22 protein-coding genes are annotated in these 22591 nt (G+C 61.6%); 15 read left to right on the top strand and 7 right to left on the bottom strand.

Annotated elements, in window-relative coordinates; all coding sequences use genetic code 11:
* Positions 1-61 precede the first annotated feature (61 nt).
* From ATY76_RS24110 to ATY76_RS24100, 3 genes are all read right to left on the bottom strand, one after another.
* Positions 62-1039 carry a helix-turn-helix transcriptional regulator gene (locus tag ATY76_RS24110; protein ID WP_088677217.1) on the bottom strand — a complete coding sequence of 326 codons (978 nt, stop codon included), beginning with the start codon at positions 1037-1039 and terminating at the stop codon, positions 62-64.
* Positions 1040-1360: 321 nt separating this feature from the next.
* Positions 1361-2644, bottom strand: coding sequence for an O-acetylhomoserine aminocarboxypropyltransferase (locus ATY76_RS24105; RefSeq protein WP_088677216.1), 1284 nt, complete (start codon positions 2642-2644; stop codon positions 1361-1363).
* 116 nt (positions 2645-2760) lie between these two features.
* Positions 2761-3189, bottom strand: a complete 429-nt coding sequence (locus tag ATY76_RS24100) for a CoA-binding protein (RefSeq protein WP_088677215.1) — start codon at positions 3187-3189, stop codon at positions 2761-2763.
* Between the two features lie 118 nt (positions 3190-3307).
* Between ATY76_RS24100 and ATY76_RS24095 the strand changes: the two genes are divergently transcribed.
* Together ATY76_RS24095 and ATY76_RS24090 are read left to right on the top strand one after the other, a co-directional pair.
* Positions 3308-3631 (top strand): hypothetical protein, encoded by a 324-nt coding sequence (locus tag ATY76_RS24095; protein WP_088677368.1) that lies wholly within the window; start codon positions 3308-3310, stop codon positions 3629-3631.
* Between the two features lie 472 nt (positions 3632-4103).
* On the top strand, positions 4104-4940 hold the full coding sequence (locus tag ATY76_RS24090) for an EamA family transporter (RefSeq protein WP_088677214.1): 837 nt from the start codon (positions 4104-4106) through the stop codon (positions 4938-4940).
* Here the strand turns inward: ATY76_RS24090 and ATY76_RS24085 are convergent, their stop codons facing one another.
* Together ATY76_RS24085 and ATY76_RS24080 are read right to left on the bottom strand one after the other, a co-directional pair.
* Entirely contained in the window at positions 4941-5774 is an 834-nt protein-coding gene (locus ATY76_RS24085) for an enoyl-CoA hydratase (RefSeq protein ID WP_088677213.1), read from the bottom strand. It abuts the gene before it with no gap.
* 101 nt (positions 5775-5875) lie between these two features.
* The gene (locus tag ATY76_RS24080) at positions 5876-6109 is read right to left on the bottom strand and encodes a DUF1127 domain-containing protein (RefSeq protein ID WP_088677212.1); all 234 of its coding nucleotides are present in this window, start codon (positions 6107-6109) and stop codon (positions 5876-5878) included.
* A gap of 73 nt (positions 6110-6182) precedes the next feature.
* Here ATY76_RS24080 and ATY76_RS24075 point away from each other — a divergent pair, with 73 nt between their 5' ends.
* The 7 genes from ATY76_RS24075 to ATY76_RS24045 all read left to right on the top strand — a co-directional run bounded on the left by ATY76_RS24075 (position 6183) and on the right by ATY76_RS24045 (position 12823).
* The gene (locus tag ATY76_RS24075; RefSeq protein WP_190233724.1) at positions 6183-7082 is read left to right on the top strand and encodes a LysR family transcriptional regulator; all 900 of its coding nucleotides are present in this window, start codon (positions 6183-6185) and stop codon (positions 7080-7082) included.
* Positions 7083-7387: 305 nt separating this feature from the next.
* Positions 7388-7852 carry a 50S ribosomal protein L13 gene (gene rplM, locus ATY76_RS24070; RefSeq protein WP_012483399.1) on the top strand — a complete coding sequence of 155 codons (465 nt, stop codon included), beginning with the start codon at positions 7388-7390 and terminating at the stop codon, positions 7850-7852.
* A gap of 1 nt (position 7853) precedes the next feature.
* A complete protein-coding gene (gene rpsI / locus ATY76_RS24065) occupies positions 7854-8321 on the top strand; it encodes a 30S ribosomal protein S9 (RefSeq protein ID WP_010035502.1) in 468 nt (155 codons plus the stop codon).
* A 302-nt stretch (positions 8322-8623) separates the two neighbouring features.
* On the top strand, positions 8624-9814 hold the full coding sequence (gene cml, locus ATY76_RS24060) for a CmlA/FloR family chloramphenicol efflux MFS transporter (RefSeq protein ID WP_088677211.1): 1191 nt from the start codon (positions 8624-8626) through the stop codon (positions 9812-9814).
* A gap of 258 nt (positions 9815-10072) precedes the next feature.
* On the top strand, positions 10073-11035 hold the full coding sequence (gene speB, locus ATY76_RS24055) for an agmatinase (RefSeq protein ID WP_088677210.1): 963 nt from the start codon (positions 10073-10075) through the stop codon (positions 11033-11035).
* A gap of 59 nt (positions 11036-11094) precedes the next feature.
* Positions 11095-12027, top strand: coding sequence for an N-acetyl-gamma-glutamyl-phosphate reductase (gene argC, locus ATY76_RS24050; protein ID WP_088677209.1), 933 nt, complete (start codon positions 11095-11097; stop codon positions 12025-12027).
* A gap of 4 nt (positions 12028-12031) precedes the next feature.
* On the top strand, positions 12032-12823 hold the full coding sequence (locus ATY76_RS24045) for a sulfite exporter TauE/SafE family protein (protein ID WP_088677208.1): 792 nt from the start codon (positions 12032-12034) through the stop codon (positions 12821-12823).
* Positions 12824-12833: 10 nt separating this feature from the next.
* Here ATY76_RS24045 and ATY76_RS24040 read toward each other — a convergent pair whose 3' ends face one another.
* Entirely contained in the window at positions 12834-13937 is a 1104-nt protein-coding gene (locus tag ATY76_RS24040) for a COX15/CtaA family protein (protein ID WP_088677207.1), read from the bottom strand.
* A 115-nt stretch (positions 13938-14052) separates the two neighbouring features.
* On the opposite strand from ATY76_RS24040, the gene ATY76_RS24035 reads away from it, so the two are divergent.
* Together ATY76_RS24035 and ATY76_RS24030 are read left to right on the top strand one after the other, a co-directional pair.
* The gene (locus tag ATY76_RS24035; protein ID WP_088677206.1) at positions 14053-14262 is read left to right on the top strand and encodes a DUF2842 domain-containing protein; all 210 of its coding nucleotides are present in this window, start codon (positions 14053-14055) and stop codon (positions 14260-14262) included.
* A gap of 120 nt (positions 14263-14382) precedes the next feature.
* Entirely contained in the window at positions 14383-15624 is a 1242-nt protein-coding gene (locus ATY76_RS24030; protein ID WP_088677205.1) for a GNAT family N-acetyltransferase, read from the top strand.
* A gap of 4 nt (positions 15625-15628) precedes the next feature.
* Here ATY76_RS24030 and ATY76_RS24025 read toward each other — a convergent pair whose 3' ends face one another.
* Complete coding sequence (locus ATY76_RS24025) at positions 15629-17794, bottom strand: Wzz/FepE/Etk N-terminal domain-containing protein (protein ID WP_088677204.1); 2166 nt, start codon at positions 17792-17794, stop codon at positions 15629-15631.
* 189 nt (positions 17795-17983) lie between these two features.
* Here ATY76_RS24025 and ATY76_RS24020 point away from each other — a divergent pair, with 189 nt between their 5' ends.
* Genes ATY76_RS24020 through ATY76_RS24005 form a run of 4 tightly spaced genes read left to right on the top strand, consistent with a single transcriptional unit; the run spans position 17984 to position 22589 of the window.
* Positions 17984-18559: a polysaccharide biosynthesis/export family protein gene (locus ATY76_RS24020; protein WP_010060356.1), complete on the top strand. Its 576-nt coding sequence runs from the start codon at positions 17984-17986 to the stop codon at positions 18557-18559.
* Positions 18560-18562: 3 nt separating this feature from the next.
* Positions 18563-19732, top strand: coding sequence for a glycosyltransferase family 4 protein (locus tag ATY76_RS24015; protein WP_088677203.1), 1170 nt, complete (start codon positions 18563-18565; stop codon positions 19730-19732).
* Positions 19733-19788: 56 nt separating this feature from the next.
* Positions 19789-21351, top strand: a complete 1563-nt coding sequence (locus ATY76_RS24010) for an undecaprenyl-phosphate glucose phosphotransferase (protein WP_088677202.1) — start codon at positions 19789-19791, stop codon at positions 21349-21351.
* Positions 21348-22589 carry an O-antigen ligase family protein gene (locus ATY76_RS24005; protein WP_088677201.1) on the top strand — a complete coding sequence of 414 codons (1242 nt, stop codon included), beginning with the start codon at positions 21348-21350 and terminating at the stop codon, positions 22587-22589. Before ATY76_RS24010 ends, ATY76_RS24005 begins: the two co-directional genes overlap by 4 nt.
* The last annotated feature ends 2 nt before the right edge of the window (positions 22590-22591 follow it).

The raw sequence follows: 22591 nt of genomic DNA, 5'->3' as shown, positions 1-22591 counted from the left end.
CCTAAGTAAGAACCTGCCGCCACGGACTTAGCACGCCGCCTTGGCTGGGCCGCGGACGAGATTATTCCCAGTCGCCATCGTCGTCTTCGCCCGCTTCCGCAGCAGTCAGTCCGATCTGGTATCGATGCGTCGGTACAGAGATGAAATCGACCGCGGCGGGGTTCAGAAACAGGTAGTGATGGTACGGGACGGCCTGGATGTACCGCGCTCCGAACTCCGGAATATACTTGCCATCAAAGATATCGGAAAAGGCATCGTACATTTTTCGTTCGCTCTCGATCGAAAGCTCTCGCCTTGCTCCGGAGGACAGCTGGTAGACGCAGCGGAAGGACAGCCTCTCGGCCTCATCGAGAGTCTTCTCCACAAGTTTGTTGACCTCGTCCACCTGTTCCTGCGTCACTTTTCCGGAGGCAAGGTCCTGTTCGATCACCTCTTTGGGAGGGCCGAAGATGACTCGTTTCAGGCGCTCCAAGCTTTTTTTGTCGTAGTCCGCCTCGCCGAAGTCGAGCACGATGGATTCGATGATTTCCCAGTCCCGGTTATCGGGATATTGCAGATTTGAAGGGTTTTCGTAGGTCTCGTGTTCTGGACCGTAGTCGTCATGCGCCTCGCTACAGAAATAGATGTCGGCGATAGCATCTCTGCGAATGGCTACCAACTGATTGGTCAGACTTCGAATGGGGATGAAGTAGCTCGAACCCATCATCGCGCGCGAAAACTGAACGCGAGCTTCTTCCGAGATGGAAAGGACGAGTGGCCTTCCGCCAGCAGCAAAGTGGAAGGATACCTCACCGTAATATTGGTGTTCGGTCGGGGCGCTGTCGTCGTAAAACGCCGCCACGATCGGAGCGTTAACTCCCAACAGGCGGTCTTCGGTCGAATTGAACAGCTTCGCCAGCGCCTTCATCTTTGCAGGCGGGACCTGTGCCCCCTTTTCCCATCGCTGATATGTCGGTTGCGTGACTTTAATCGCCTCCGCTACCTCTGTCTGGGTCATTTCGGCAGCAAGCCGATGTTCTCGCAACCTATTCGATGCCATGATCGCCCCCACGTCTGTATAATATACGTATATTATACAGACGTGGGCTTGGCAATCATTTTCGTCGGCGACATACCTAGTGGGCGGGAGCTTTTGTTGCCATCAGCACGCAGCAGCCAAAGCACTCCCGTCGCAGGCAGCCAAGGAGATGCAAAGCGACGTCACCGAAATCCAGAAGCACGGTTCGGCTCCCTCCTCTCCGCTCGATGATTGCCGACGCGCGATCCGACAGGAACCACGCCTGGGTTTTCGTCTCGGCCGATCGGGCATAAGTCAGGACCTCTAGGAATGAAGACAGATCGCGTTTGAGCCGATTGCCAGTCAGATCTTCGAAAGCGCCTGCTCGAGATCGGCGATGATGTCCTTGACGTCCTCGATTCCGATCGAAAGCCGCACCACATCGGGGCCGGCGCCGGCGGCGATCTGCTGCTCGTCGGTCAGCTGCCGGTGCGTGGTCGAGGCCGGATGAATGACGAGCGAGCGGGTGTCGCCGATGTTGGCGAGATGGGAGAAGAGCTCCAGGCCTTCGACCAGCGTCTTGCCCGCTTCGTAGCCGCCCTGAACGCCGAAGGTGAAGACGGAGCCTGCTCCCTTCGGCGAGTAGCGCTGCTGCAGGGCGTGGTTCGGGTCGTCTTCGAGGCCGGCATAATTCACCCAGGCGATCTTGCTGTGCGCCTTCAGCCATTTCGCCACCGCCATCGCATTGTCGCTGTGGCGCTGCATTCTGAGCGGCAGTGTTTCGATGCCGGTCAGGATCAGGAAGGCGTTGAAAGGCGAGATCGCCGGGCCGAGGTCGCGAAGACCGAGCACGCGGGCGGCGATGGCGAAAGCGAAATTGCCGAAGGTCGCGTGCAGGACCATGCCGTTATATTCCGGTCTCGGGCTCGACAGCATCGGGTAATTGCCGGATTTCGACCAGTCGAAGGTGCCGCCGTCGACGATGAGGCCGCCCATGGAATTGCCGTGGCCGCCGAGGAATTTGGTCAGTGAGTGAACGACGATATCGGCACCGTGTTCAATCGGGCGAATGAGATAGGGAGTTGCCATCGTATTGTCGACGATCAGCGGCAGGCCGTGGCGATGCGCGACCTCGGCGATCGCGGCGATATCGACGAAGGTGCCGCCAGGATTGGCGAGGCTCTCGATGAAGATGGCGCGCGTCTTGTCGTCGATCTGGCTTTCGAAACTTGCGGGATCATCGGGATCGGCCCAGCGGACCTGCCAGCCGAAATTCTCGAAGGCATGGCCGAACTGATTGATCGAGCCGCCGTAAAGCCTGCGGGCGGCGACGAAATTCTCGCCGGGGCGCATGATGGTGTGGAAGACGATCATCTGCGCCGCATGGCCGGAGGCGACGGCAAGGGCGGCGGTTCCCCCTTCGAGCGCTGCGACACGCTCCTCGAGCACGGCCTGCGTCGGGTTCATGATGCGGGTGTAGATATTGCCGAAAGCCTGCAGGCCGAAGAGAGAGGCGGCGTGGTCGGAATCATTGAAGACGAAAGCGGTGGTCTGGTAGATCGGGGTCACCCGCGCGCCGGTCGCCGGATCGGGCTGGGCGCCCGCATGAATCGCCAAAGTGTTAAATCCCGGATCATTCTTGACCATGTCGTCCTCCAGTTTTGCTGACGGGCAGGATCATAGCCTGTCGCCGATGAAAGTTAATCGCGATCCGTTTCAACCCAGGGGCGTTGGGTGGAAAATCCGTCTCCGCGGACGGCACGTCAGGCAACGAGCCGAGGATACTCGATCGCCGGGCAGCGATTCATCACCACCTTGATGCCAGCGGCCTCCGCCTTAACCGCAGCCGCATCGTCGCGGACGCCGAGCTGGGCCCAGACGACCTTCGGCAGCGGCTTCAGCGCCAATACTTCTTCGACGACCCCATCCAGATATTCGGCGGCGCGAAAGACGTCGACCATGTCGATCGGGACGGGAATGTCGGCGAGCCGGGCATAGACCGTACGGCCGTGAATCTGTTTGCCCGCCTGCCCCGGATTGACGGGAATAACCTCATAACCGCGCGACAGCAGATAGCCCATAACGCCGTTGCTCGGCCGCGCCGGATTGGGCGAGGCGCCGGTCAGCGCGATGGTCTTTACCGAATGCAGGATGTCGGCAAGATAATCGTCCGTGTAAATGTCGTGGTTCATACCGGCTTCTCCACTCCCAAATGCCCTCGGCAGGGCGTAATGTTTGTTTACGTCTCCATGAAACCGGAGGCGCATGTTTCCCGTATATATGAGTTGGGTGCTCCAGGAGGATGATTCGATGAAAAAACTCGCTCTTGCCCTCGCGCTCGTGCTCGCCGCATCACCGGCACTGGCGATCTCGCGTTACAATCCGCTCGCCATGAGCTGCGCCAGCGTGCGCGCCGCCATCCACAATCAGGGCGCCGTCATCTTCCGCTACCAGTCTCCTCGCGGCCTGCCGCTCTACGATCGCTATGTCCGCAACAGCAATTACTGCGACGCGACCGACTATGCGGAATGGACGCATATTCCCTCGAAAGACAATCCACGCTGCCCTGTTTTGAACTGCCAGAACATCGACAACCTTGACGGGATGCTGTTCATTCCACATTATCAACTCTGATAATTCCGCCGCCGCGATCGGTGCGAGAGGGATACGCTCTTCGCGCTTGCGAAAGAGCTGCAGCTCAATCCCGCGCTGCGATTTGTTTTAAATTATACAATCAGCAGCTTCAATTTTCCTCTATATCAAAGTTATAGAATAATATCTATATTTCAGCACCATAGGGTAATCGGTTGTCGAACCCCTCCAAATAATTTCTTTCTTTGTTCCATACATGGACGCATTATGTTCTTACGTCCATTAGAAACATCTCATAGTTGAAAGCAGCTTCTGGATTGAACGCATATCGCGCGCACGTAAAAATTGCTCCGAAGGACTGCCATCGGATACACATCGACGGATGCTGATCGGCATTTGAACGACGCCGTCACGGGCCCGCCTCCATTTTCGTACAAATCCCAGTTGTCTTTTCAGAAATTTAGGCCGCCTATGGAAAGGCGCTTCCTTCCCTCGGCTCTCGGGTTTTACTTCCTTGCCTCTCGACGTCATTCTTCTCGTTCTTTTTGGCGCATTGCTGCACGCGACATGGAATGCCATCGTCAAGGCCGGCAACGACAAATCCCTCGATGCGGCGCTGATTTCGGCGGGCGGCGCGGTTTCGGCCCTGCCGTTCCTTGCATTCCTGCCGTTGCCGCACGCTTCGGCCTGGCCGTTCATCGGCGCCTCGGCCATCCTGCAGTTCGCCTATTTCCAATTGGTCGCCGCCGCCTACCGGGCCGGCGATATCGGCCTCGTCTATCCGCTGATGCGCGGCTGCGCGCCGCTGCTGATTGCCGCCACAAGCGGCTTCGTGCTGCAGGAAAAGCTTTCCCCCGCAGCACTTGCCGGCATCATGACGATCTGCGCCGGAGTGCTGACGCTCGCCCTGGAAGCGCGGCGAGGCAACAGCCACGCCGTGATATTCTCGCTCGCCAATGCCTGCGTCATCGCCAGCTACACCTATGTCGACGGAATCGGCGCACGCCTTTCCGGCAATGCCGTCTCCTACACATTGTGGATGTCGCTGCTGCCGCCCGTCCTGCTGTTCTCATGGGCGACATCCCAGCGCGGCGCTTTCGCCGTGACGCGTCATATCCGTCGCAACTGGTGGCGCGGCCTCGTCGGCGGCGCCGGCTCGATCGCTTCCTACGGGCTGGCGCTCTGGGCGATGACGAAGGCCCCGGTCGCTACCGTTGCCGCCTTGCGCGAAACCGCAATCTTGTTTGCGCTGGTGATCTCCGTCACCGTGTTCAAGGAAAAGGCCAGCATCTGGCGCTATGTCGCAGGCGTCGTCATCGCGATCGGCGGCCTGGTTCTGAAACTGGCGTGACTACTCGCCCTTCCATTCCGCCTTACGCTTGCCGAGAAAGGCGCCGATCCCTTCCTGCGCATCGCTTGTCAGCATGTTTTCGACCATCACACGGGCGGTATAGTCATAGGCTGCCTCCACCGGCAGTTCGAGCTGGCGGTAAAAGGCTTCCTTACCGATCTTCAGGATCAGCGGCGACTTGCCGGCGATGACGCCGGCATATTTGGCGACCACCTGGGCCAAATATTGTTTCGGTACGATGCGGTTGACGAGGCCGAAGTCCTTGGCGGTCGGGGCGTCGATCGTCTCACCGGTCAAGAGCATCTCCATCGCCTGCTTGCGATGAGCAGCGCGCGAAACCGCGACCATTGGGGTCGAGCAGAACAGGCCGATATTGACCCCCGGGGTGCAGAATGTCGACGTATCCGTGCAGATCGCCAGATCGCAGGAGGCAACGAGTTGACAGCCTGCGGCCGTCGCAAGCCCATCAACCTCGGCGATGACGGGCTTCGGCAGATGCGTGATCTTCAGCATCAGATCGGCGCAGAGCCGGAAGGACCGTTCGAAGAAGGCGGCTCCCTGATCGTCATCGGCGCGATGGGCGGTGAGTTCCTTGAGATCGTGGCCGGCGGAAAAGACGTTGCCGGTCGAGGCGATGACGACGACCCGCACATCCAGATCCGCAGCCGCCGCCTCGAGCGCGTTCATCAGCGCTTCGAGAAGCGCGATCGAAAGCACGTTTGTCGGCGGGTTGTTGAGGACGAGCCGCAGCACCCCGTCCCGCAGCGAGCGGAGCAGCAATCCACCCTCATCCGCGCTGTCTGCGTCCTTCCGGAAGGATACGATTTCGGCCATGATGCTGCTCCCTGCGCTTGATTTTCCAAACAGCAGTTCTGCCACAAGGCGCCGGCAATTTCGAGCAATATCGGCGGTTTAGGCGAAAGCGGCCGGGGCCACTACTCTATCCAGAACCATGACCTCGATACCTCAGCCTTCGCCTCGGCGGGCGTCAGGCCGACATCGCGCAGCTGGTCGTCATTCAGTTCCGAAAGAGTGCGGCGGCTGCGGCGCTTTTCCAGCCAATGCTCGATAGCCGCGACGAGCCGCAGGGCCAAGCCGCTAAGCTTGCGGAGCTTCGGCGGGACGATATTGCGGGACGCTTCATTGATCTCGCTTGCTTCCAAAGACATCTCTGCTTCCTTTCCTCGACGGAGGAAAGATGCGCTGGAAGATGCCCCGAAAGAAGCTTATGGATATTATGATATGCATAAGGATTTCTTTGGGATGCCTCTCAATCTCGATCAGCTCGCGACCTTCGTCAACGTCGCAGATCTCGGAAGTTTTACGGCTGCGGCCGACAAGGAGGGGCTGACGCAACCGGCCGTCAGCCTGCAGGTCAAGGGGCTGGAACAGCGGCTCGGCGTTCGGCTCATCGAGCGCGTCGGGCGGCGGGCGCAGCCGACCGCGGCAGGGCTCGACCTGCTCGCGCATGCCAGGCGCCTGCTCCAGGAATCCGCCGCGGCGGAAGAAGCGATGACGCCGTATCGGGATGGCGCGAGCGGCCGCGTGCGCATCGGCAGCGGCGGCACGGCGTCGATCCATCTGCTTCCCCGCGCCATTGCCGCCGCCAGGAAAAGCATGCCCAACCTCGAAATCACCGTCCACATCGGCAATGCCGACGACATCCTGCGCGACCTGGAGGCCAACAGCCTCGATATCGCCGTCGTCGCCCTGCCCGCATCCGGACGGAACTTCGAGATCGAACCTTTCTACGAGGAGGAGCTGCTGGCCGTCGCGCCCGCGTGCAGCCGCATGCCCGAAGGCGGACCGGACGCCGCCTTCATGCGCGGCAGGACGCTGCTGCTTTACGAGGGAGGCAATACGAGACGCATGATCGACGACTGGCTGGCCGCCCCGGATAACAGGATCCGGCCCGCTATGGAGTTCGGCAGTATCGAAGCGATCAAGGAACTCGTGGCTGTCGGGCTCGGCTGGTCGATCCTGCCGGGGCTGGCGTTGAAGCGCGACCGTGCAGGGCTTGTGGCAACGTCGCCGCTAAGGCCCAAGCTCACGCGCCGCCTCGGCATGGTTCTGCGTCGCGACAAACATCTGACACGCGGGCTTCGTGAAATGATGAAATGTCTGCGCGAGTTCGAAGATTAGCGGCCTTTCGAGCGTGCAATCCTGCCTGTAAAGCGGCGTGAAAGTGTCAGGCACGGTCGTTCTTCAGGCAACAAATTGTGAGGTATTATAACACCACATATCTAACTTGCTGTTTTTACTATCTATTTTTTCCACGCATCGGGACGGCCCGTATTGACCGGATGTCACATTGCCTTTATACACCGCGCCAGAACGCAGCCTTTCCGGGCTGCTTTCTTTTTGGCCTGCCTCAGGCGTGCCAATCCAAGCAACAAGAAACGCCCTTCAAGCCCTCGGGCCAAGGGTCCCAAAAGAGAGTATTCACTATGGCAACCTTCTCCCAGAAGCCTGCAGAGGTGGAGAAGAAGTGGGTGATCATCGACGCCGAAGGGCTGGTCGTTGGCCGTCTCGCTTCCATCATCGCTATGCGCCTGCGCGGCAAGCACAAGGCAACCTTCACTCCCCACGTTGACGACGGCGACAACGTCATCGTCATCAATGCCGACAAGGTCGTTTTCACCGGCAAGAAGTATTCCGACAAGGTCTACTACTGGCACACCGGTTATGCCGGCGGCATCAAGGAACGCACGGCGCGCCAGATCATCGAAGGCCGCTTCCCGGAGCGCGTCCTCGAAAAGGCAGTCGAACGCATGGTTCCGCGCGGCCCCCTCGGCCGTCGCCAGATGAAGAACCTGCGCGTCTACGCCGGCTCCAACCATCCTCATGAAGCCCAGCAGCCGGTCGCCCTCGACGTTGCCGCGCTCAACAAAAAGAACGTAAGGAGCGCCTGATATGGCTGACCTCTCCTCCCTGAAGGAACTCGGCACGGCTTCCGAAGCTGCTGCTCCGGCCCACGTCCGCAAGGTCGATTCGCTCGGCCGCTCCTACGCGACCGGCAAGCGCAAGAACGCCGTCGCCCGCGTCTGGGTCAAGCCGGGCTCCGGCAAGATCATCGTCAACGGCAAGGAATTCGCGGAATATTTCGCCCGTCCGGTGCTGCAGATGATCCTGCGCCAGCCGATCGTCGCGGCTGCCCGTGACGGCCAGTTCGACATCGTCGCAACCGTTGCCGGCGGCGGCCTCTCCGGCCAGGCCGGTGCCGTTCGCCACGGCCTGTCCAAGGCGCTCACCTACTTCGAGCCGGGCCTGCGCTCGGTCCTGAAGAAGGGCGGCTTCCTGACCCGCGACAGTCGCGTCGTCGAACGCAAGAAGTACGGCAAGGCAAAGGCCCGCCGCTCCTTCCAGTTCTCCAAGCGCTAATCGCTTCGGACAGACGGAATTTACGAAGGCCGGGGAAACCCGGCCTTTTTGCTTGCGCGTTGAGGAGCTCGTGGGCCTGTTTGGCGCCATTGCCGCATTACGGTTCTGCTGATAGAAATCCGGCAAAGCGCTTCGCGAGTGTGCGAAGCGGCAGCCAAGGCCGCATCATGGGAACAACCAAGTCCGCAGACAACTAAGCCGCAACAACTTTGCGCTGTTGTTGCGGCGTCTGTCCCAGCAAATCCGATACTGATGAAAAGACAGATCGCCGCCGAATGAAATCATTTGAGCGGATCTTACCCATGTCTTATCCGAAAATTCCGTCCTGGAATTATTCCGTGCCGGCGGCATTGTTGCTGATGGCTCCCTTCGACATCCTGGCGTCCCTTGCCATGGACATCTATCTACCGGTCGTGCCGACGATGCCTCAGGCGCTCGCCACCTCGCCTGAAGTCATCCAGTTGACCCTCAGCCTCTACATGCTTGTGCTCGGCGTCGGGCAGATCGTCTTTGGTCCGATCTCCGACATCGTCGGGCGACGACCCGTCCTGCTCGGCGGAACGGCACTCTTTGCCGTTGCATCCTTCCTGCTTGCCGGGGCCTCATCGGCGTCCCTCTTCGTGGCCTTCCGATTGCTGCAGGCCATCGGCGCCTCAGCGGCTCTTGTCGCCACCTTCGCGACGGTGCGAGATGTCTACGCCGAGCGCCCGGAAAGCAGTGTGATCTATAGCCTGCTCGGTTCCATGCTATCTCTTGTGCCTGCGTTCGGGCCGATCGTCGGAGCGTTGATTGCGGACCGGTATGGGTGGCGCGCTATCTTTCTCGTCATCGGCCTCCTCTCGGTCGCCGCCGTTCTCAACGCCTGCACGCGATGGCATGAAACCCGCCCGACGGCTGCGGCCGCAACCATCGCGTTACGCCCCATTCTCACGAGCTTTCCCTTCTGGGTCTATACGACCGGTTTCAGTGCGGCGATGGGGGCCTTCTTCGTCTTCTTCTCGACTGCGCCCCGTATCCTAATCGATCAAGCCGGGTTTTCCGGCATCAGTTTCAGCCTCCTCTTTGCTTCGGTGGCACTGGTGATGATCGCGACGGCGCGCTTCGCCAAACACTTCGTCACGCGCTGGGGCATCGCAGGCAGCCTCGCAAGAGGAATGACGATGCTGCTTCTCGGTGCGGGGATGCTTGCCACGGGAGAAATGTTTCCGCTGGCGCCCGTCGCCAGTTTCATCCTTCCGATGTGGATCATCGCGGTCGGCATCGTCTTTGCAACGGCTGTCACCGCCAACGGTGCGCTCGCAGCCTTCGGCGATATCGCGGGGACGGCAGTGGCGCTCTATTTCTGCGTCGAAAGCCTCATCGTAGGAATTGCGGGCACATTATTCGTGGTTCTTCTCGATGGCGACACAGCTTGGCCGCTGGCAGGTTATACCGGCGTGACGGCACTGATCACTCTGGCGGGATTGCGCCAGCTCCTTCGGAAGACAGCCTGATCAACGGCTGCTGAACAGCGGCCGCTCGAAAACCTCGAGCGGCCGTCAAGCAACGGGATCGCTTGAAATCTCGGCGCACCTCGCCTACCCCTTCTGCTGCCCCGAAAGGAAACACCAGTTCCTTCCGGGGGATCAGGCGGACCTCGTCGAGTGGCAGCAGATCCGCCGCCCGCGGTGTAGTCGTGACCGGTGATCCGGCAACATCAGCCGACATCGAACGCGGCTCTGGTTCAGCGCCCACAGAGAAGGAGCCCCCTCTTGGCGAACAAGTCCATCGATCACGCCTTCACGGCCACCAGCCTCACCTCCGCCGCCAGCGACCCGACCTTTGCCGGTGCGCTGTCCTTCATGCGCCGACGCTTCACCAAGGAACTTGCTGGCGTCGATGTTGCCGTCTGGGGCATTCCTTTCGATGCCGCGACATCGAACCGGCCGGGCACGCGCTTCGGGCCGCAGGCGATCCGCCGCGCTTCGGCAATCTTCGACAACGACGCGCAATATCCCTTCAACCGAGAACTCTTCGCCGGCATGGCCGTGATCGACTACGGCGATTGCCTGCTCGATTATGGCAACCATCAGGACACGCCTGCGGCCATCGAACGCCAGGCGAACGTCATCCTCGACAGCGGCGCTTTCCTGCTGACGCTCGGCGGCGATCACTACGTCACCTGGCCGCTGCTCAAAGCCCATGCGGCAAAACACGGGCCGCTGGCCCTCGTGCAGTTCGACGCGCACCAGGACACATGGTTCGACGAAGAGCGGCGTATCGATCACGGTTCCTTCGTGGCGCGTGCCGCCCGCGAAGGCATCATCGATCCCGACCGCTCGATCCAGATCGGCATCCGCACCCATGCGCCGGAGGATTGCGGCATCAACATCCTCTATGGGCATCAGGTCGAGGACATGAGTGCCGGCGACATCGCCTCGGCGATCATCTCCCACACGCGCGGCGCTCCCGCCTACCTCACCTTCGATATCGATTGCCTCGATCCGGCTTTTGCGCCGGGCACCGGCACGCCGGTCGCCGGCGGACCGTCGAGCGCCAAGATCCTCTCGGTGCTGCAGCGCCTGCATCAGCTCGACATTCTCGGCGCCGACGTGGTCGAGGTGTCGCCGCCCTATGATCATGCCGATATCACCGCCATTGCGGGGGCAACAGTGGCAATGTATATGCTGGGTCTTCACGCCGAGCGACGCGCCATCGCTGTGTCACAAGGCTGACGTATCATCGCAAACTGAATCCGGAAACCTTCAGAACCCATTGAAAGCGCAGGTCTAACATGGCACCGAAAATCTTCATCGACGGCGAACACGGCACAACGGGTCTGCAGATCCGCACGCGCATGGCCGGCCGCCGCGATGTCGAGCTTCTGTCCATTCCCGAGGCCGAGCGGCGCAACGCCGCCATGCGCGAGGACATGCTCAACAGCGCCGACATCGCCATTCTCTGCCTGCCCGACGACGCGTCGAAGGAAGCGGTGCAGATGGTGTCGGCCAACAACAACGTCCGGGTCATCGACACCTCGACCGCCTTCCGCGTCAATCCCGGCTGGGCCTATGGCTTTGCCGAAATGGACAATGCGCAAGCGGACAAGATCAAGGCCGCCCGCTTCGTCGCCAATCCCGGCTGCTATCCCACCGGCGCAATCGGCCTCATCCGGCCGCTGCGCGCCGCCGGCATTCTGCCGGACGGCTATCCGGTGACGGTCAACGCGGTCTCCGGTTATACCGGCGGCGGTAAGCAGATGATCGCGCAGATGGAAAACCCGGATCACCCGGACGCGATCACAGCACCGCATTTCCTGTACGGCCTACCGCTCACCCACAAGCACGTGCCTGAGATGACCGTGCACGGCCTGCTCGACCGTGCACCGATCTTCTCTCCATCCGTCGGCAAGTTCGCGCAGGGCATGATCGTGCAGGTGCCGCTGCACCTCGACGATCTCGCCGAGGGCACGACGATGGAAAGCATCCACGCCGCACTCGTCGCCCATTATACCGGTCAGGAGATCGTCACCGTCGTGCCGCTCGCCGAAAGCAAGGCGCTCCCCCGCGTCAACGCCGTCGAGCTCGAAGGCAAGGACACGATGAAGCTCTTCGTCTTTGGCAAGGAAGGCGGCTCGCAGGTCAATCTGGTGGCGTTGCTCGACAATCTCGGCAAGGGCGCCTCGGGCGCCGCCGTCCAGAACATGGACCTGATGCTCGCCTCCTGACGTCATGACGCCGGACGCGCTTTTCGCCGGCGTGCAGGCATGGTTTGCCGCCGCCCTACCCGACCACGGCATCTATGCGCTGATGGCCTTCGCCGTCATCGCCGGGCTTGCCCGCGGCTTCTCCGGCTTTGGCGCTGCGCTGATTTTCATTCCGCTCGGCGGTGCGATCGTCGGGCCGAAGCTGGTCTCGCCGATCCTGCTCGTCATTGATGGCGTTGCGACGCTCGGGATGATCCCGCCCGCCTGGCGCGGCGCCAACCGACGCGAGGTCTTCATCATGGCGGCGGGTGCTGCCCTTGGCGTGCCGGCCGGCACTGCCATACTGGCTTTGCTGGACCCGATGCTCTTGCGCTGGAGCATCGCGATCATCGCCATCAGCCTGCTTGCGCTTCTGGTATCCGGGTGGCGTTACCACGGCGCGCCCTCCGCACCGCTTACCAGCGGCGTCGGCCTGATCGCCGGGCTTTTCAGCGGCGCGGCACAGCTCGGCGGGCCGCCTGTGGTCGCCTACTGGCTCGGCGGTAAGAGCGACCGCACGCGCGTCAGGGCAAATGTCGTGCTTTATTTCTCGATCTCAACCGTCTTCAGCGTCATCAGCTATTATGTCGGCGGCCTGTTCGTGCCGGCCGTCTTCGCGCTCACCGTCGTCATCCTGCCGAGTTATGCCATCGGCCTCTACGGTGGTTCGAAACTCTTCGGGCTTGCCGAGGAACGGACCTTCCGCATCGCCTGCTACGTGCTAATTGCTGCCGCGGCGATCATCGGCATGCCACTGCTCGATGGGGTGCTGCGCTGAACGATTCTCTTCAGTTATGCTCTGCGATCAGCGTCTCGCGCGGATATTCACCGTAGAAGCCGCGCCAGTTGGCGATGGCGAAGCCGAAGACCACCAGCGCGCCGGCCTGGTGCAGCAGGCCCCAGTGCAGCGGCACCTGCATCAAGAGCGTGGCGACGCCGATCGCCGCTTGTATCGTCACCAGCGCAAAAAGCAGGACGGCGCGGCGCGCATGGGTGGTCCATGATGCGCCGCGAAGGGCGATCACCATATTGATCAGCGTGAGCGCGAAGAGCGTATAGGCGCCGATGCGGTGGATGAACTGCACGGTCTTCGGATTCTCGAAGGCGTTGATCCAGAAAGGCTGCTGGATCAGCAGATCCGACGGGACGACCGCGCCGTCCATCAGCGGCCAGGTATTATAGGAAAAGCCTGCATCGAGCCCCGCCACCAGCGCGCCGAGATAGATCTGGAACAGCGAGAAAATGGCGATCGCGGCAGCAAATGCGCGCGAGCTTCGTGCCGGCGCCGGATCATTCGAATGTCTGGAGAGACCGCGCATGATCCACATGCAGGAGGCGAAGATCAGGCAGGCCATGACGAGATGGGTCGCGAGCCTGTATTGGCTGACGTCGGTGCGGACCGAAAGACCGGAGGACACCATCCACCAGCCGATGAAGCCCTGCAGGCCGCCGAGCGCCAGGATGCCGGCGAGCGGCCAACGCAGGCGTCTCTCGATCCGCCCCGTCAGCCAGAAATAGATGAGCGGCAGGGCAAACATCACGCCGATGCCGCGGGCGATCAGCCGATGCGCCCATTCCCACCAGAAGATGCCCTTGAACTCGTCGACGGTCATGGAGCTGTTCAATTGCTGAAATTCGGGAATGCGCTGGTAAAGGCGGAACTCCTCCTCCCATTCGGCAGCCGACAGCGGCGGGATGACGCCGTGGATCGGCTTCCATTCGGTGATCGACAGGCCGGAATTGGTGAGCCGTGTGGCACCGCCGACGAGCACGAGACAGAAGAGCGTCAAGAGCACGAAGCCGAGCCAAAGGCGCACGGCGCGGCGGTCGCGGTCCTGCTTGCGCATTTCGCTGCGGATCGCCTGTTCCGTGGTGAGGTTCGCGACGGCCATGATATCTCCTTCTATCCGGGTGTTGATTTGCCCCACCGGCTCATGCAAAACAAGCCCCGAACCTTTGCGGCATGCCGTCGCGCCGGTTCGATCCATCCATTGCAAGAGATAAGCGATGCCCATCCGCCTCCGCAAATTCATCGGCACGATCCTCATCATCGTGCTCGTGCTCGGCTATGCGCTGCTGGCCAATACGATCGCGGTGGCAACACTCGGCAACGCGCCCTGGTGGGGGCATCTTCTCTATTTCCTTCTGACCGGCCTGCTCTGGGTCTTGCCGGCAATGGTGATCATCAAATGGATGGCCGGACCGCGGCGGCAGTGAGGCCATTAACGGCCGAATAACCGTGATCGGCGGAAAACCTCGCCCACCCCGCGCGATTAAACCAAATATACGTCAGGCACCCCTACCTTCCGCTCAGCATTCTTGACCGGAGACCCACCCGTGCAGACGCAAAAGCTCGATGTCCATGAACATCAGTCAAATGACGCAGCTTTGGCCGAAACAGCCCTTTCAAACCTGCGCCAGCTGAGCATGAAACTCGCGATGGCCGAAATCGACATCAGCGTGTTCGACAGCATGCAGCCGCTGGAGGACGACTGGCGGGCCTTGGAGCGCGACAATCTGCAGTCGCTTCACCAAAGCTATGACTGGTGCGCCGCCTGGGTGGGCGCCTTTCAGCGGCCGCTTGCGATCCTCAAAGGCACGCATGCCGGCGAGACCGCTTTCATTCTGCCGGTCGAGATTGTCAAATCCCGCGGGCTTTCCGTCGCCAAGTTCATCGCTGCCGATCACAGCAACATCAATACCGGCCTGTTTTCCGAAAACTTTGCAGGAAGCGGCGGAAGCATCGACGCCGACCAGTTCGCCGGCCAGCTCCAGAATGCGTTGAAGGGCCGGGCCGATCTGCTGCTCTTGCAGAACATTCCGCTGGAATGGCGCGGGCGGCAGACGCCGCTGACGGGGCTGCCGATGGTCCAGAACCAGAACCACGCCTACCAGCTGCCGCTCCTTTCCACTTTCGAGGAAACGCTGAAACAGCTCAACGCCAAGAGCCGGCGCAAGAAATTCCGGGTTCAATCGCGACGCCTCGAGGCGGCGGGCGGCTTCGAATACGCCGTTCCCGAAACATCGGAAGAACAGCACGACCTGCTCGATACGTTCTTCCGGCTGAAAAGTGCTCGCTTCGCCAGCCTCGGCCTGCCGGACGTTTTCGCCGACAAGGAGACGAAGACCTTCCTGCACGGCCTCATCGACAGCCGAGATGAAGCCAAGGAGTATTTCGGGCTGCAGATGCATGCGCTGCGGCTCAAAGGCGAAAACGACGGCCGGATCGCCGCGATTTCGGGCATCTCGCGCAAGGGCGATCACATCATCTGCCAGTTCGGCGCAATCGACGAAGAGCTCGTGCCGGATACGAGCCCGGGCGAATTCCTTTACTGGCAGACCATCTCGGCACTGCACGGCAAAGGCGTGGCCCTGTTCGATTTCGGCCTTGGCGACCAGACCTACAAGCGTTCCTGGGCGCCGGTCGAGACGGCGCATCACGATGTGGTGCTGCCGATCACGCCGTTCGGCGTCGCCGCCGGCGCTGCGCACCGGCTCGTGACCCGCGGCAAGGCGCATATCAAGGCGCGCCCGAAACTTTATAAATTCGCCCAGGGCATCCGGGCAAAAATCGGCTGACGGCTCAAGCCGCGCGGCCGAATTCCTGCTTCGCCCCTTCGCCGCCCGACATCAGCACGACGCGCTCGTAACCTGCGGCCTGGAATTCGGTCATCAGCGTCACGAAGACGGTCTCTTCCATCTCCGGCAGGGAAAGGATGATCTCGACGTCGCGGCTGTGCGTCAGCCGCGAGACACCGGCGACATCGGCCGCACCACATTCGACGACCACGAGGTCATAAGCGGCGGCGAGCGCATCGAGGAGCAGCGACAGCCTGTCGACGCCACGCATTGCGCGGCGTGCGTCGCTTCGGCCCTGCGGGATCAGATGGGCATCGGAAAGGCGGTCGCCGTGGATCGTGTCACCAAAGGCCGCCTCGCCGCAAAGCAGATCGGTGACGCCAGGTGCCGCCCGGTCTTCAGCCATCAATTCGGTCGGATAACCGGAACCGGTCATGTCGACCAGGATGACGCGGCGGCCGGCATCGGCGAGCATGCGGGTCAACAAAACCGTCGCCGCCGAGCCATTGTCACCGGTCGGAGATATAGCTATCGCCAGGGGCGCTCGGCTGCCGGTCAGATAATCCGCAACCGATGCAATGGAGAATTCATTCTCGTCCTCCGGCGCCTCTTCGGCGGCCTCAGGCTCCTCGACTGCGTCGTCCTCATCCGTGACGGCGGCAAGCATGCTCGGCTGGACAGGCCTCCTCGCGGCGACGGCGACCGGAGCGGCCTGCGGCGCCTCGTCCTCGATGGCCGCTTCCTCATCGGGCGCCTTCGGGGCGATATCGACGGCGCGCAGCGCCCGGCCGCTGAAGAGTTCGGCCAGCATGATGACGATCGCGCTGACGATCAGCGTTGCGACGGCGGCAACGACGACGATCGGCACGACCTTCGGGAAATAGGGATCGACCGGCTCGATCGCCTTGGAAACGATGCGGGCATCGGCGGGGCTCGAATTGCTGTCGGCGCGGGAAGCGGCCTCGCGGTAGCGAACCAGATAGGTTTCCAGCAACTGGCGCTGCGCGTTTGCCTCACGCTCCAGCGCATTGAGGCCAACTTCGTCTTCGCCGGCGCGGGCGCTGTTGGCCTGCACCGTGTCTTTCTGGCGCTCCAGCTCACTCGCGCGGAGATCGGCAACCTTCGCCTCGTTTTCGATGCTCGCCAGGATCTTCTGCGTCTCCTGGCGGATCTGGCCGCGAATATCGGAAAGCTGGGCGCGCAAGCTCTTCAACCGCGGATGACTGTTGAGAAGACTGGTCTGGAGGTCTGATATTTGCGACTGCAGCCCGGATTCCGTCGCCTTCAGCCGTTGGATTGCCTGCGAGGACATGATGTCGGGCAGCGTGTCGGAGGACTCGCCCGACGATAGCGCATTGCGCACCGCCTGCGCCCTCGCCTCGGCATTGGCCTTGTCGCCGCGCACACGGGTCAATTCTGCGGAGATGTCATTCAGCTGCTGGGCCGGAAAGGTGGTCGTGCCGTTCGTCTGCAACAGGCCGTGGGTGGTGCGATATTCGGCCACCTTCTTCTCGGCCTCGGAGACTTTCTGCCGCAGGCCTTCGATCTCCGGCTCCAGCCAGCGCGTCGCTTCCGAATTGGAATCCAGCTTAGCGCCGCTCTGGATTGAGAGATAGACCTTCGCCATGGCGTTTGGAATCGCGGCGGCGAGCTTCGGGTCCTTGGAGGTGAAGGTGATGCCGATGACGCGCGACCCCGGCACCTGATAGACCTGCAAACGTTCGATGAAGGCGTCGATGACGCGCTCTTCCGGCGGATTTTCCAGCGGGTTCTTCTTCAGGTGCAGCTTCACCAGGATGCTGCTCATCGCCGAGCCGCTGGCGGCATCGTCGAATTCCGGCAGGTCATAGAGCTTGAGATCGTTGATCACCCGCTTGAGAAGATCGGCCGATTGCAGGAGCTGCACCTGGCTCGCGATGTTCAATTCGTCCATCAGCGGGCTGGCGCTCGCGTCACTGACCTGCTGGGTGCTGGCAAAGGCCGGCGCACGCGGCTCGATGAGAAGGCGTGTCTCGCTGCGATATTGCGGCGACATGAGCTTGGCGCCGGCGAAGGCGGCGCCCGCCGCCATGAGGGTAATCGTCAAAATCCTGAGACGGCGCGCCCAAACCGCGCGGGCCAACTGGCCGAGGTCGATGTCCACATCCTGATCACGCACTACGCCGGACATGCTCTTACTCCACAACAAATGTGCCGTAAGCGTAAACGACCATGGTAACTCAACGGTTAATGGCGAACTTCCAAGAAATAAGCATCGATCGGCAAGGAACTCGGGAAATCGCAGAGGTTTTTTACCGGGCATTAACCCTAACGGATCGATAACGACATCACCGAGTTCATTTTCTGTGAGCACAAGCGGATGTCTGTCGCCCCGCCCAAGATCCTTTTGGCCCTGAGCCTTGCAGCCATGACGGCAGCATTGGGCGGCTGCACAACGTATAAGCCGGCTCCGAAAGCCTTCAACGAGGCGACCATCCAGCCCTATACGCTTGATAGCGGCGACAGGCTGCGCATCACCGTCTTCGATCAGCAGAGCCTGACCAACACCTATACGGTGGATCAGGCCGGCTATATCGCCTTCCCCCTCATCGGCCAGGTCCCTGCCCGCGGCCGGACCTTGCAGCAGCTCTCGGGCCAGATCGCCCAGAAACTGCAGCAGGGCTATCTTCGCGATCCCGACGTCACCATCGATGTCGATCGCTACCGCTCGATCTTCATCATGGGCGAAGTCGGCCAGCCCGGCCAATATGCCTATGTTCCCGGCATGACCGTGCAGAACGCCATCGCGGTTGCCGGCGGCTTCACCAGCCGCGCCAACCAGAGCATGGTCGACGTGACCCGCAAGATCAACGGGCAGGTGCTGACCGGCCGGATCAACATATCCGGGCCGATCATCGCCGGCGACACGATCTATGTCCGCGAACGGCTCTTCTGAGTGATGACAAAACAGAGGCCGCTCCGCATCCTCCATTGCTTCAGGTCGCCGGTCGGCGGAATCTTCCGCCATGTCCGCGATCTCGTCGAGGAGCACAGCAAGGCCGGTCATCAAATCGGCATTCTCTGCGACAGCTCGACCGGCGGCGAACACGAGGACAGTCTTTTCGACGATATCCGTCCCTATCTCTCGCTCGGTCTGACACGCGTGCCGATCCGGCGCTCAGTCAGCCCGTCCGATATTGCGACGATGTGGGATACGTACAAGAAAATCAAAAGTTTGCGGCCGGATGTGCTGCACGGGCACGGCGCCAAAGGCGGCGTGCTCGCGCGACTTGCCGGCTCAGCCTTGCGGGTGAACAGGTATCGCGTAGCCCGCCTCTATACTGCGCATGGCGGAAGCCTGCATTATTCGCGCTCCTCCTTCACGGGACAGTTCGTCCTCAGGATGGAGCGCCTGCAGGAATATTTCACCGATGCGCTGGTCTTCATCTGCGAATATGAGCGCGACACCTATGCGCGCAAGGTCGGCAAGCCGCGGACGAAGACGCAACTGATCTACAACGGCATCGGCGAACGGGAGTTCGAACCGATCCATACCCGGTCGGACGCTGTGCACTTCATCTATGTCGGCATGCTCCGGGACCTCAAGGGTCCCGATCTGTTTGTCGATGCCTTCGCCAAGACCGAGCGGCTGCTCGGCAGGCCGCTCTCGGCACTGATGATCGGCGACGGGCCTGATCGTGACCGTTACCGCGAGATGATGGTGGAACGCGGCCTTGGCAAGCGTATCGGCATGCTGCCGGCGATGCGCATCCACGAAGCCTTCGCCATGGCGCAGAACCTCGTCGTTCCCTCTCGCGCCGAAGCCATGCCCTATATCGTGCTCGAAGGGCTGGGCGCCGGCAAGACGATCATTGCAAGCCGCGTCGGCGGCATTCCCGAGGTGCTCGGCAAGGACAGCCCGGCCCTGGTGGAGCCCGGCAATTCCGATGATCTCGCCCGCGTCATGGCGGAAGCGCTGAGCACGCCCGGCTGGCACGCCAGAACAATGCCCACGCGTGAAGCAGTAAAGGCCGTGTTTTCCTCGGCCGTGATGGCGCAGGATGTTCTGAAATTGTACCATGAGCTCGTCGATCCCGCGGCCAGGCAAGCAATACCCGTCGCCTCGTAAATATTTCTTAGGGGCTTTCTGGTATTTCGCTTGCTGACAACGAGCGACAAAACCCCATGAACAAACTGGAAAAAAGCGATCAGTTCGACGTAGAAGCACTGCGCAGGCAGGTTTCCGACGTCGAGGCGCGCGGCGATGCGGCCGAGGAGAAATCTTCCGGGCCGATCGAGATCAATCCCTATGCCCGGCAAATCGCCGAACAGTTCCGCGACGGTCCGCAATCGCCCGTGATCATCATCGGTCAGTTGCGGCTTCTGGAATTCCTGGCGCTCTTCGCCATCGCCCTGATAGCCCACTATTTCTGGCCCGGCGATGGCAGCGATACCCCGCTGATGCGCGCCGGCATGGCGGCTATCGCTTCGGCCCTGACGGTCGTCGGTCTGCAGCTTGCCGACACCTACACCATCCCTGCGCTTCGGGCCAAACTCAGGCTGATGCCGCGCATCCTCGCCTCATGGACGATCGCGCTTATCCTGACCGCCGGCTTTTTCGCCCTGGTCCGCGGGACGACATGGGCGATGATCGATGCCTATGTCCCCTGGTTCGTGGCGGGCGCGCTCTTCCTCGCGGCCGAGCGTTTCCTCGTTTTCTACGGCATCCGCAACTGGGCGCGCAACGGCATCATGGAGCGGCGCGCCGTCATCGTCGGCGGCGGCGAACCGGCCAAGGAGCTGATCCGCATCCTCGAACAGCAGGCCGACAACGACATCCGCATCTGCGGCATCTTCGACGATCGCGGCGAGAAGCGCTCGCCGATCATGGTCGCCGGCTACCCGAAGCTCGGCACCGTGGCCGAACTCGTCGAATTCGTGCGGCTGACGCGCATCGACATGCTGATCATCGCTTTGCCGCTTTCGGCCGAGGCTCGCATCTTCGACCTCTTGAAGAAGCTGTGGGTGCTGCCCGTGGATATCCGCCTGGCCGCGCATGCCAACCGGCTGCGTTTCCGGCCGCGCGCCTATTCGCATGTCGGCTCGGTGCCGATGCTCGACATCTTCAAGAAGCCGATCCGCGACTGGGATTCCGTTGCCAAGCGCAGCTTCGACATCTTCTTCACCCTGGTCGCGCTTGCACTGCTCTGGCCGCTGATGGTCGCAACTGCGATCGCCATCAAGGCGACATCCGATGGTCCTGTTTTCTTCATGCAGAAGCGTCACGGCTTCAATAATGAAATCATCAACGTCTTCAAGTTCCGCTCCATGTACACCAACATGGCCGACCCCACAGGCAAGGCCGCGGTGACCAAGGGCGATCCGCGCGTCACCCGCGTCGGCCGCTTCATCCGCAAGACTTCGATCGACGAGCTGCCGCAGCTGTTCAACGTGCTGCGCGGCGAGCTCTCCCTCGTCGGCCCGCGTCCGCATGCGGTTCTTGCCCAGGCACGTGACCGCGCCTTCGCCGATGTCGTCGAAGGTTATTTCGCCCGCCACCGCGTCAAGCCTGGTGTCACCGGCTGGGCGCAGATCAATGGCTGGCGCGGCGAAGTGGACAATGACGAGAAGATCAAGTTCCGCACGGCCTACGATCTCTATTATATCGAGAACTGGTCACTCTGGTTCGATTTGAAGATCCTATTCCTGACGCCTATCCGGCTGCTCAACACGGAAAATGCCTATTGAGCGCGATCGAGGCGACATATTCGCGTGTCGCCCAGCCGCAGCGGATGACGCTGCGCTTGATCGGCTCGGCCTTCGTCGTCTTCGGCGTCTTCCTTTCCGGCTTCGTCATCGACGAACCCGCCCCCTATGAACTCTGGATGGCGGGGCTGATCGGTCTCTGGTTCATCCTCGGCCTGAAGATCTCGCGCAGCGTGGCGCCGCTGCTTGCCCTGCTCCTCACCTTCAATATCGGCGGCATGCTGTCGCTGACGCAGATGAAGGACCTGGCGACAGGGCCGATGTATATCGCCGTCTCGACCTTCCTGGCGCTGACGGCGGTCTTCTACGCGGCGATCATCGAGGACAGCCACAAGCGGCTGCCGCTGATCTTCAACGCCTGGGTCTTCGCCGCCGTCGCCACGTCGGCGCTCGGCGTGCTCGGCTATTTCCACGCCTTTCCCGGCTCCGAGGTGTTCACGCTCTACGACCGCGCCAAAGGCGCCTTCCAGGATCCGAACGTTTTCGGCCCCTTCCTGGTGCCGCCGTCGCTCCATCTCATCCACGGCATCCTCGTCGGCGACCTGAAGAAATCGCCATTGAAGGCCGCAGCCCTGCTGGTGATTGCGCTCGGTATCTTCCTGTCCTTTTCCCGCGCCGCCTGGGGCCTCTTTGCCCTCGGCGTGCTGCTGCTGATCTTCATCATGCTGCTGAAGGAGCGCAGCGGCGCCTTTCGCTTGCGAGTTCTGATCCTGTCGCTGGCGGCGATCATCATGCTGGTCGCGTCGCTGCTGGTGGCGCTGCAGATCCCCAAGGTCGCAGAACTGTTTTCGGCGCGCGCGCAGCTGGTGCAGCAATATGACGGCGAGCATCTCGGCCGTTTCGAGCGCCACAGGATCGGCTTCACCATGATGATGGAGCGCCCGCTCGGCATCGGGCCGCTGGTGTTCGGCACGATGTTTCCCGAGGACGAGCACAATATCTGGCTGAAATCGCTCACCAGCTACGGCTGGCTCGGCTTCGTCAGCTATGTCGGCATGCTGATCTGGACACTCACCATCGGCTTTCGCAACCTGCTGCTTGACAGGCCCTGGCAACCTTTCCTGATGATCGCCTGGATTTCCGTGCTCGGCCATGCGGCAATCGGCAACGTCATCGACATCGACCATTGGCGGCACGTCTATCTGCTCTTCGGCACGGTCTGGGGCTGTGTCGCGCTGGAAGCGCGGCACAGGCGCCGAAGCTCCGTGGCAGCGGCGTGAGG

Origin of the sequence: Rhizobium sp. R339 (assembly GCF_002211395.1) — a bacterium.
GTDB lineage: Bacteria > Pseudomonadota > Alphaproteobacteria > Rhizobiales > Rhizobiaceae > Rhizobium.
The sequence above is the reverse complement of the archived record's forward strand: the minus strand, read 5'-3'. Positions and strand labels throughout refer to the sequence as shown.

What these genes read in the sequence shown, in the direction of transcription:
- ATY76_RS24110 (WP_088677217.1), bottom strand. Translation starts at nt 1,039, where the DNA reads ATGGCATCGAATAGGTTGCGAGAACATCGGCTTGCTGCCGAAATGACC.
- ATY76_RS24105 (WP_088677216.1), bottom strand. Translation starts at nt 2,644, where the DNA reads ATGGTCAAGAATGATCCGGGATTTAACACTTTGGCGATTCATGCGGGC.
- ATY76_RS24100 (WP_088677215.1), bottom strand. Translation starts at nt 3,189, where the DNA reads ATGAACCACGACATTTACACGGACGATTATCTTGCCGACATCCTGCAT.
- ATY76_RS24095 (WP_088677368.1), top strand. Translation starts at nt 3,308, where the DNA reads ATGAAAAAACTCGCTCTTGCCCTCGCGCTCGTGCTCGCCGCATCACCG.
- ATY76_RS24085 (WP_088677213.1), bottom strand. Translation starts at nt 5,774, where the DNA reads ATGGCCGAAATCGTATCCTTCCGGAAGGACGCAGACAGCGCGGATGAG.
- ATY76_RS24080 (WP_088677212.1), bottom strand. Translation starts at nt 6,109, where the DNA reads ATGTCTTTGGAAGCAAGCGAGATCAATGAAGCGTCCCGCAATATCGTC.
- ATY76_RS24075 (WP_190233724.1), top strand. Translation starts at nt 6,183, where the DNA reads ATGCATAAGGATTTCTTTGGGATGCCTCTCAATCTCGATCAGCTCGCG.
- rplM (WP_012483399.1), top strand. Translation starts at nt 7,388, where the DNA reads ATGGCAACCTTCTCCCAGAAGCCTGCAGAGGTGGAGAAGAAGTGGGTG.
- rpsI (WP_010035502.1), top strand. Translation starts at nt 7,854, where the DNA reads ATGGCTGACCTCTCCTCCCTGAAGGAACTCGGCACGGCTTCCGAAGCT.
- cml (WP_088677211.1), top strand. Translation starts at nt 8,624, where the DNA reads ATGTCTTATCCGAAAATTCCGTCCTGGAATTATTCCGTGCCGGCGGCA.
- argC (WP_088677209.1), top strand. Translation starts at nt 11,095, where the DNA reads ATGGCACCGAAAATCTTCATCGACGGCGAACACGGCACAACGGGTCTG.
- ATY76_RS24045 (WP_088677208.1), top strand. Translation starts at nt 12,032, where the DNA reads ATGACGCCGGACGCGCTTTTCGCCGGCGTGCAGGCATGGTTTGCCGCC.
- ATY76_RS24040 (WP_088677207.1), bottom strand. Translation starts at nt 13,937, where the DNA reads ATGGCCGTCGCGAACCTCACCACGGAACAGGCGATCCGCAGCGAAATG.
- ATY76_RS24035 (WP_088677206.1), top strand. Translation starts at nt 14,053, where the DNA reads ATGCCCATCCGCCTCCGCAAATTCATCGGCACGATCCTCATCATCGTG.
- ATY76_RS24025 (WP_088677204.1), bottom strand. Translation starts at nt 17,794, where the DNA reads ATGTCCGGCGTAGTGCGTGATCAGGATGTGGACATCGACCTCGGCCAG.
- ATY76_RS24020 (WP_010060356.1), top strand. Translation starts at nt 17,984, where the DNA reads ATGTCTGTCGCCCCGCCCAAGATCCTTTTGGCCCTGAGCCTTGCAGCC.
- ATY76_RS24015 (WP_088677203.1), top strand. Translation starts at nt 18,563, where the DNA reads ATGACAAAACAGAGGCCGCTCCGCATCCTCCATTGCTTCAGGTCGCCG.
- ATY76_RS24010 (WP_088677202.1), top strand. Translation starts at nt 19,789, where the DNA reads ATGAACAAACTGGAAAAAAGCGATCAGTTCGACGTAGAAGCACTGCGC.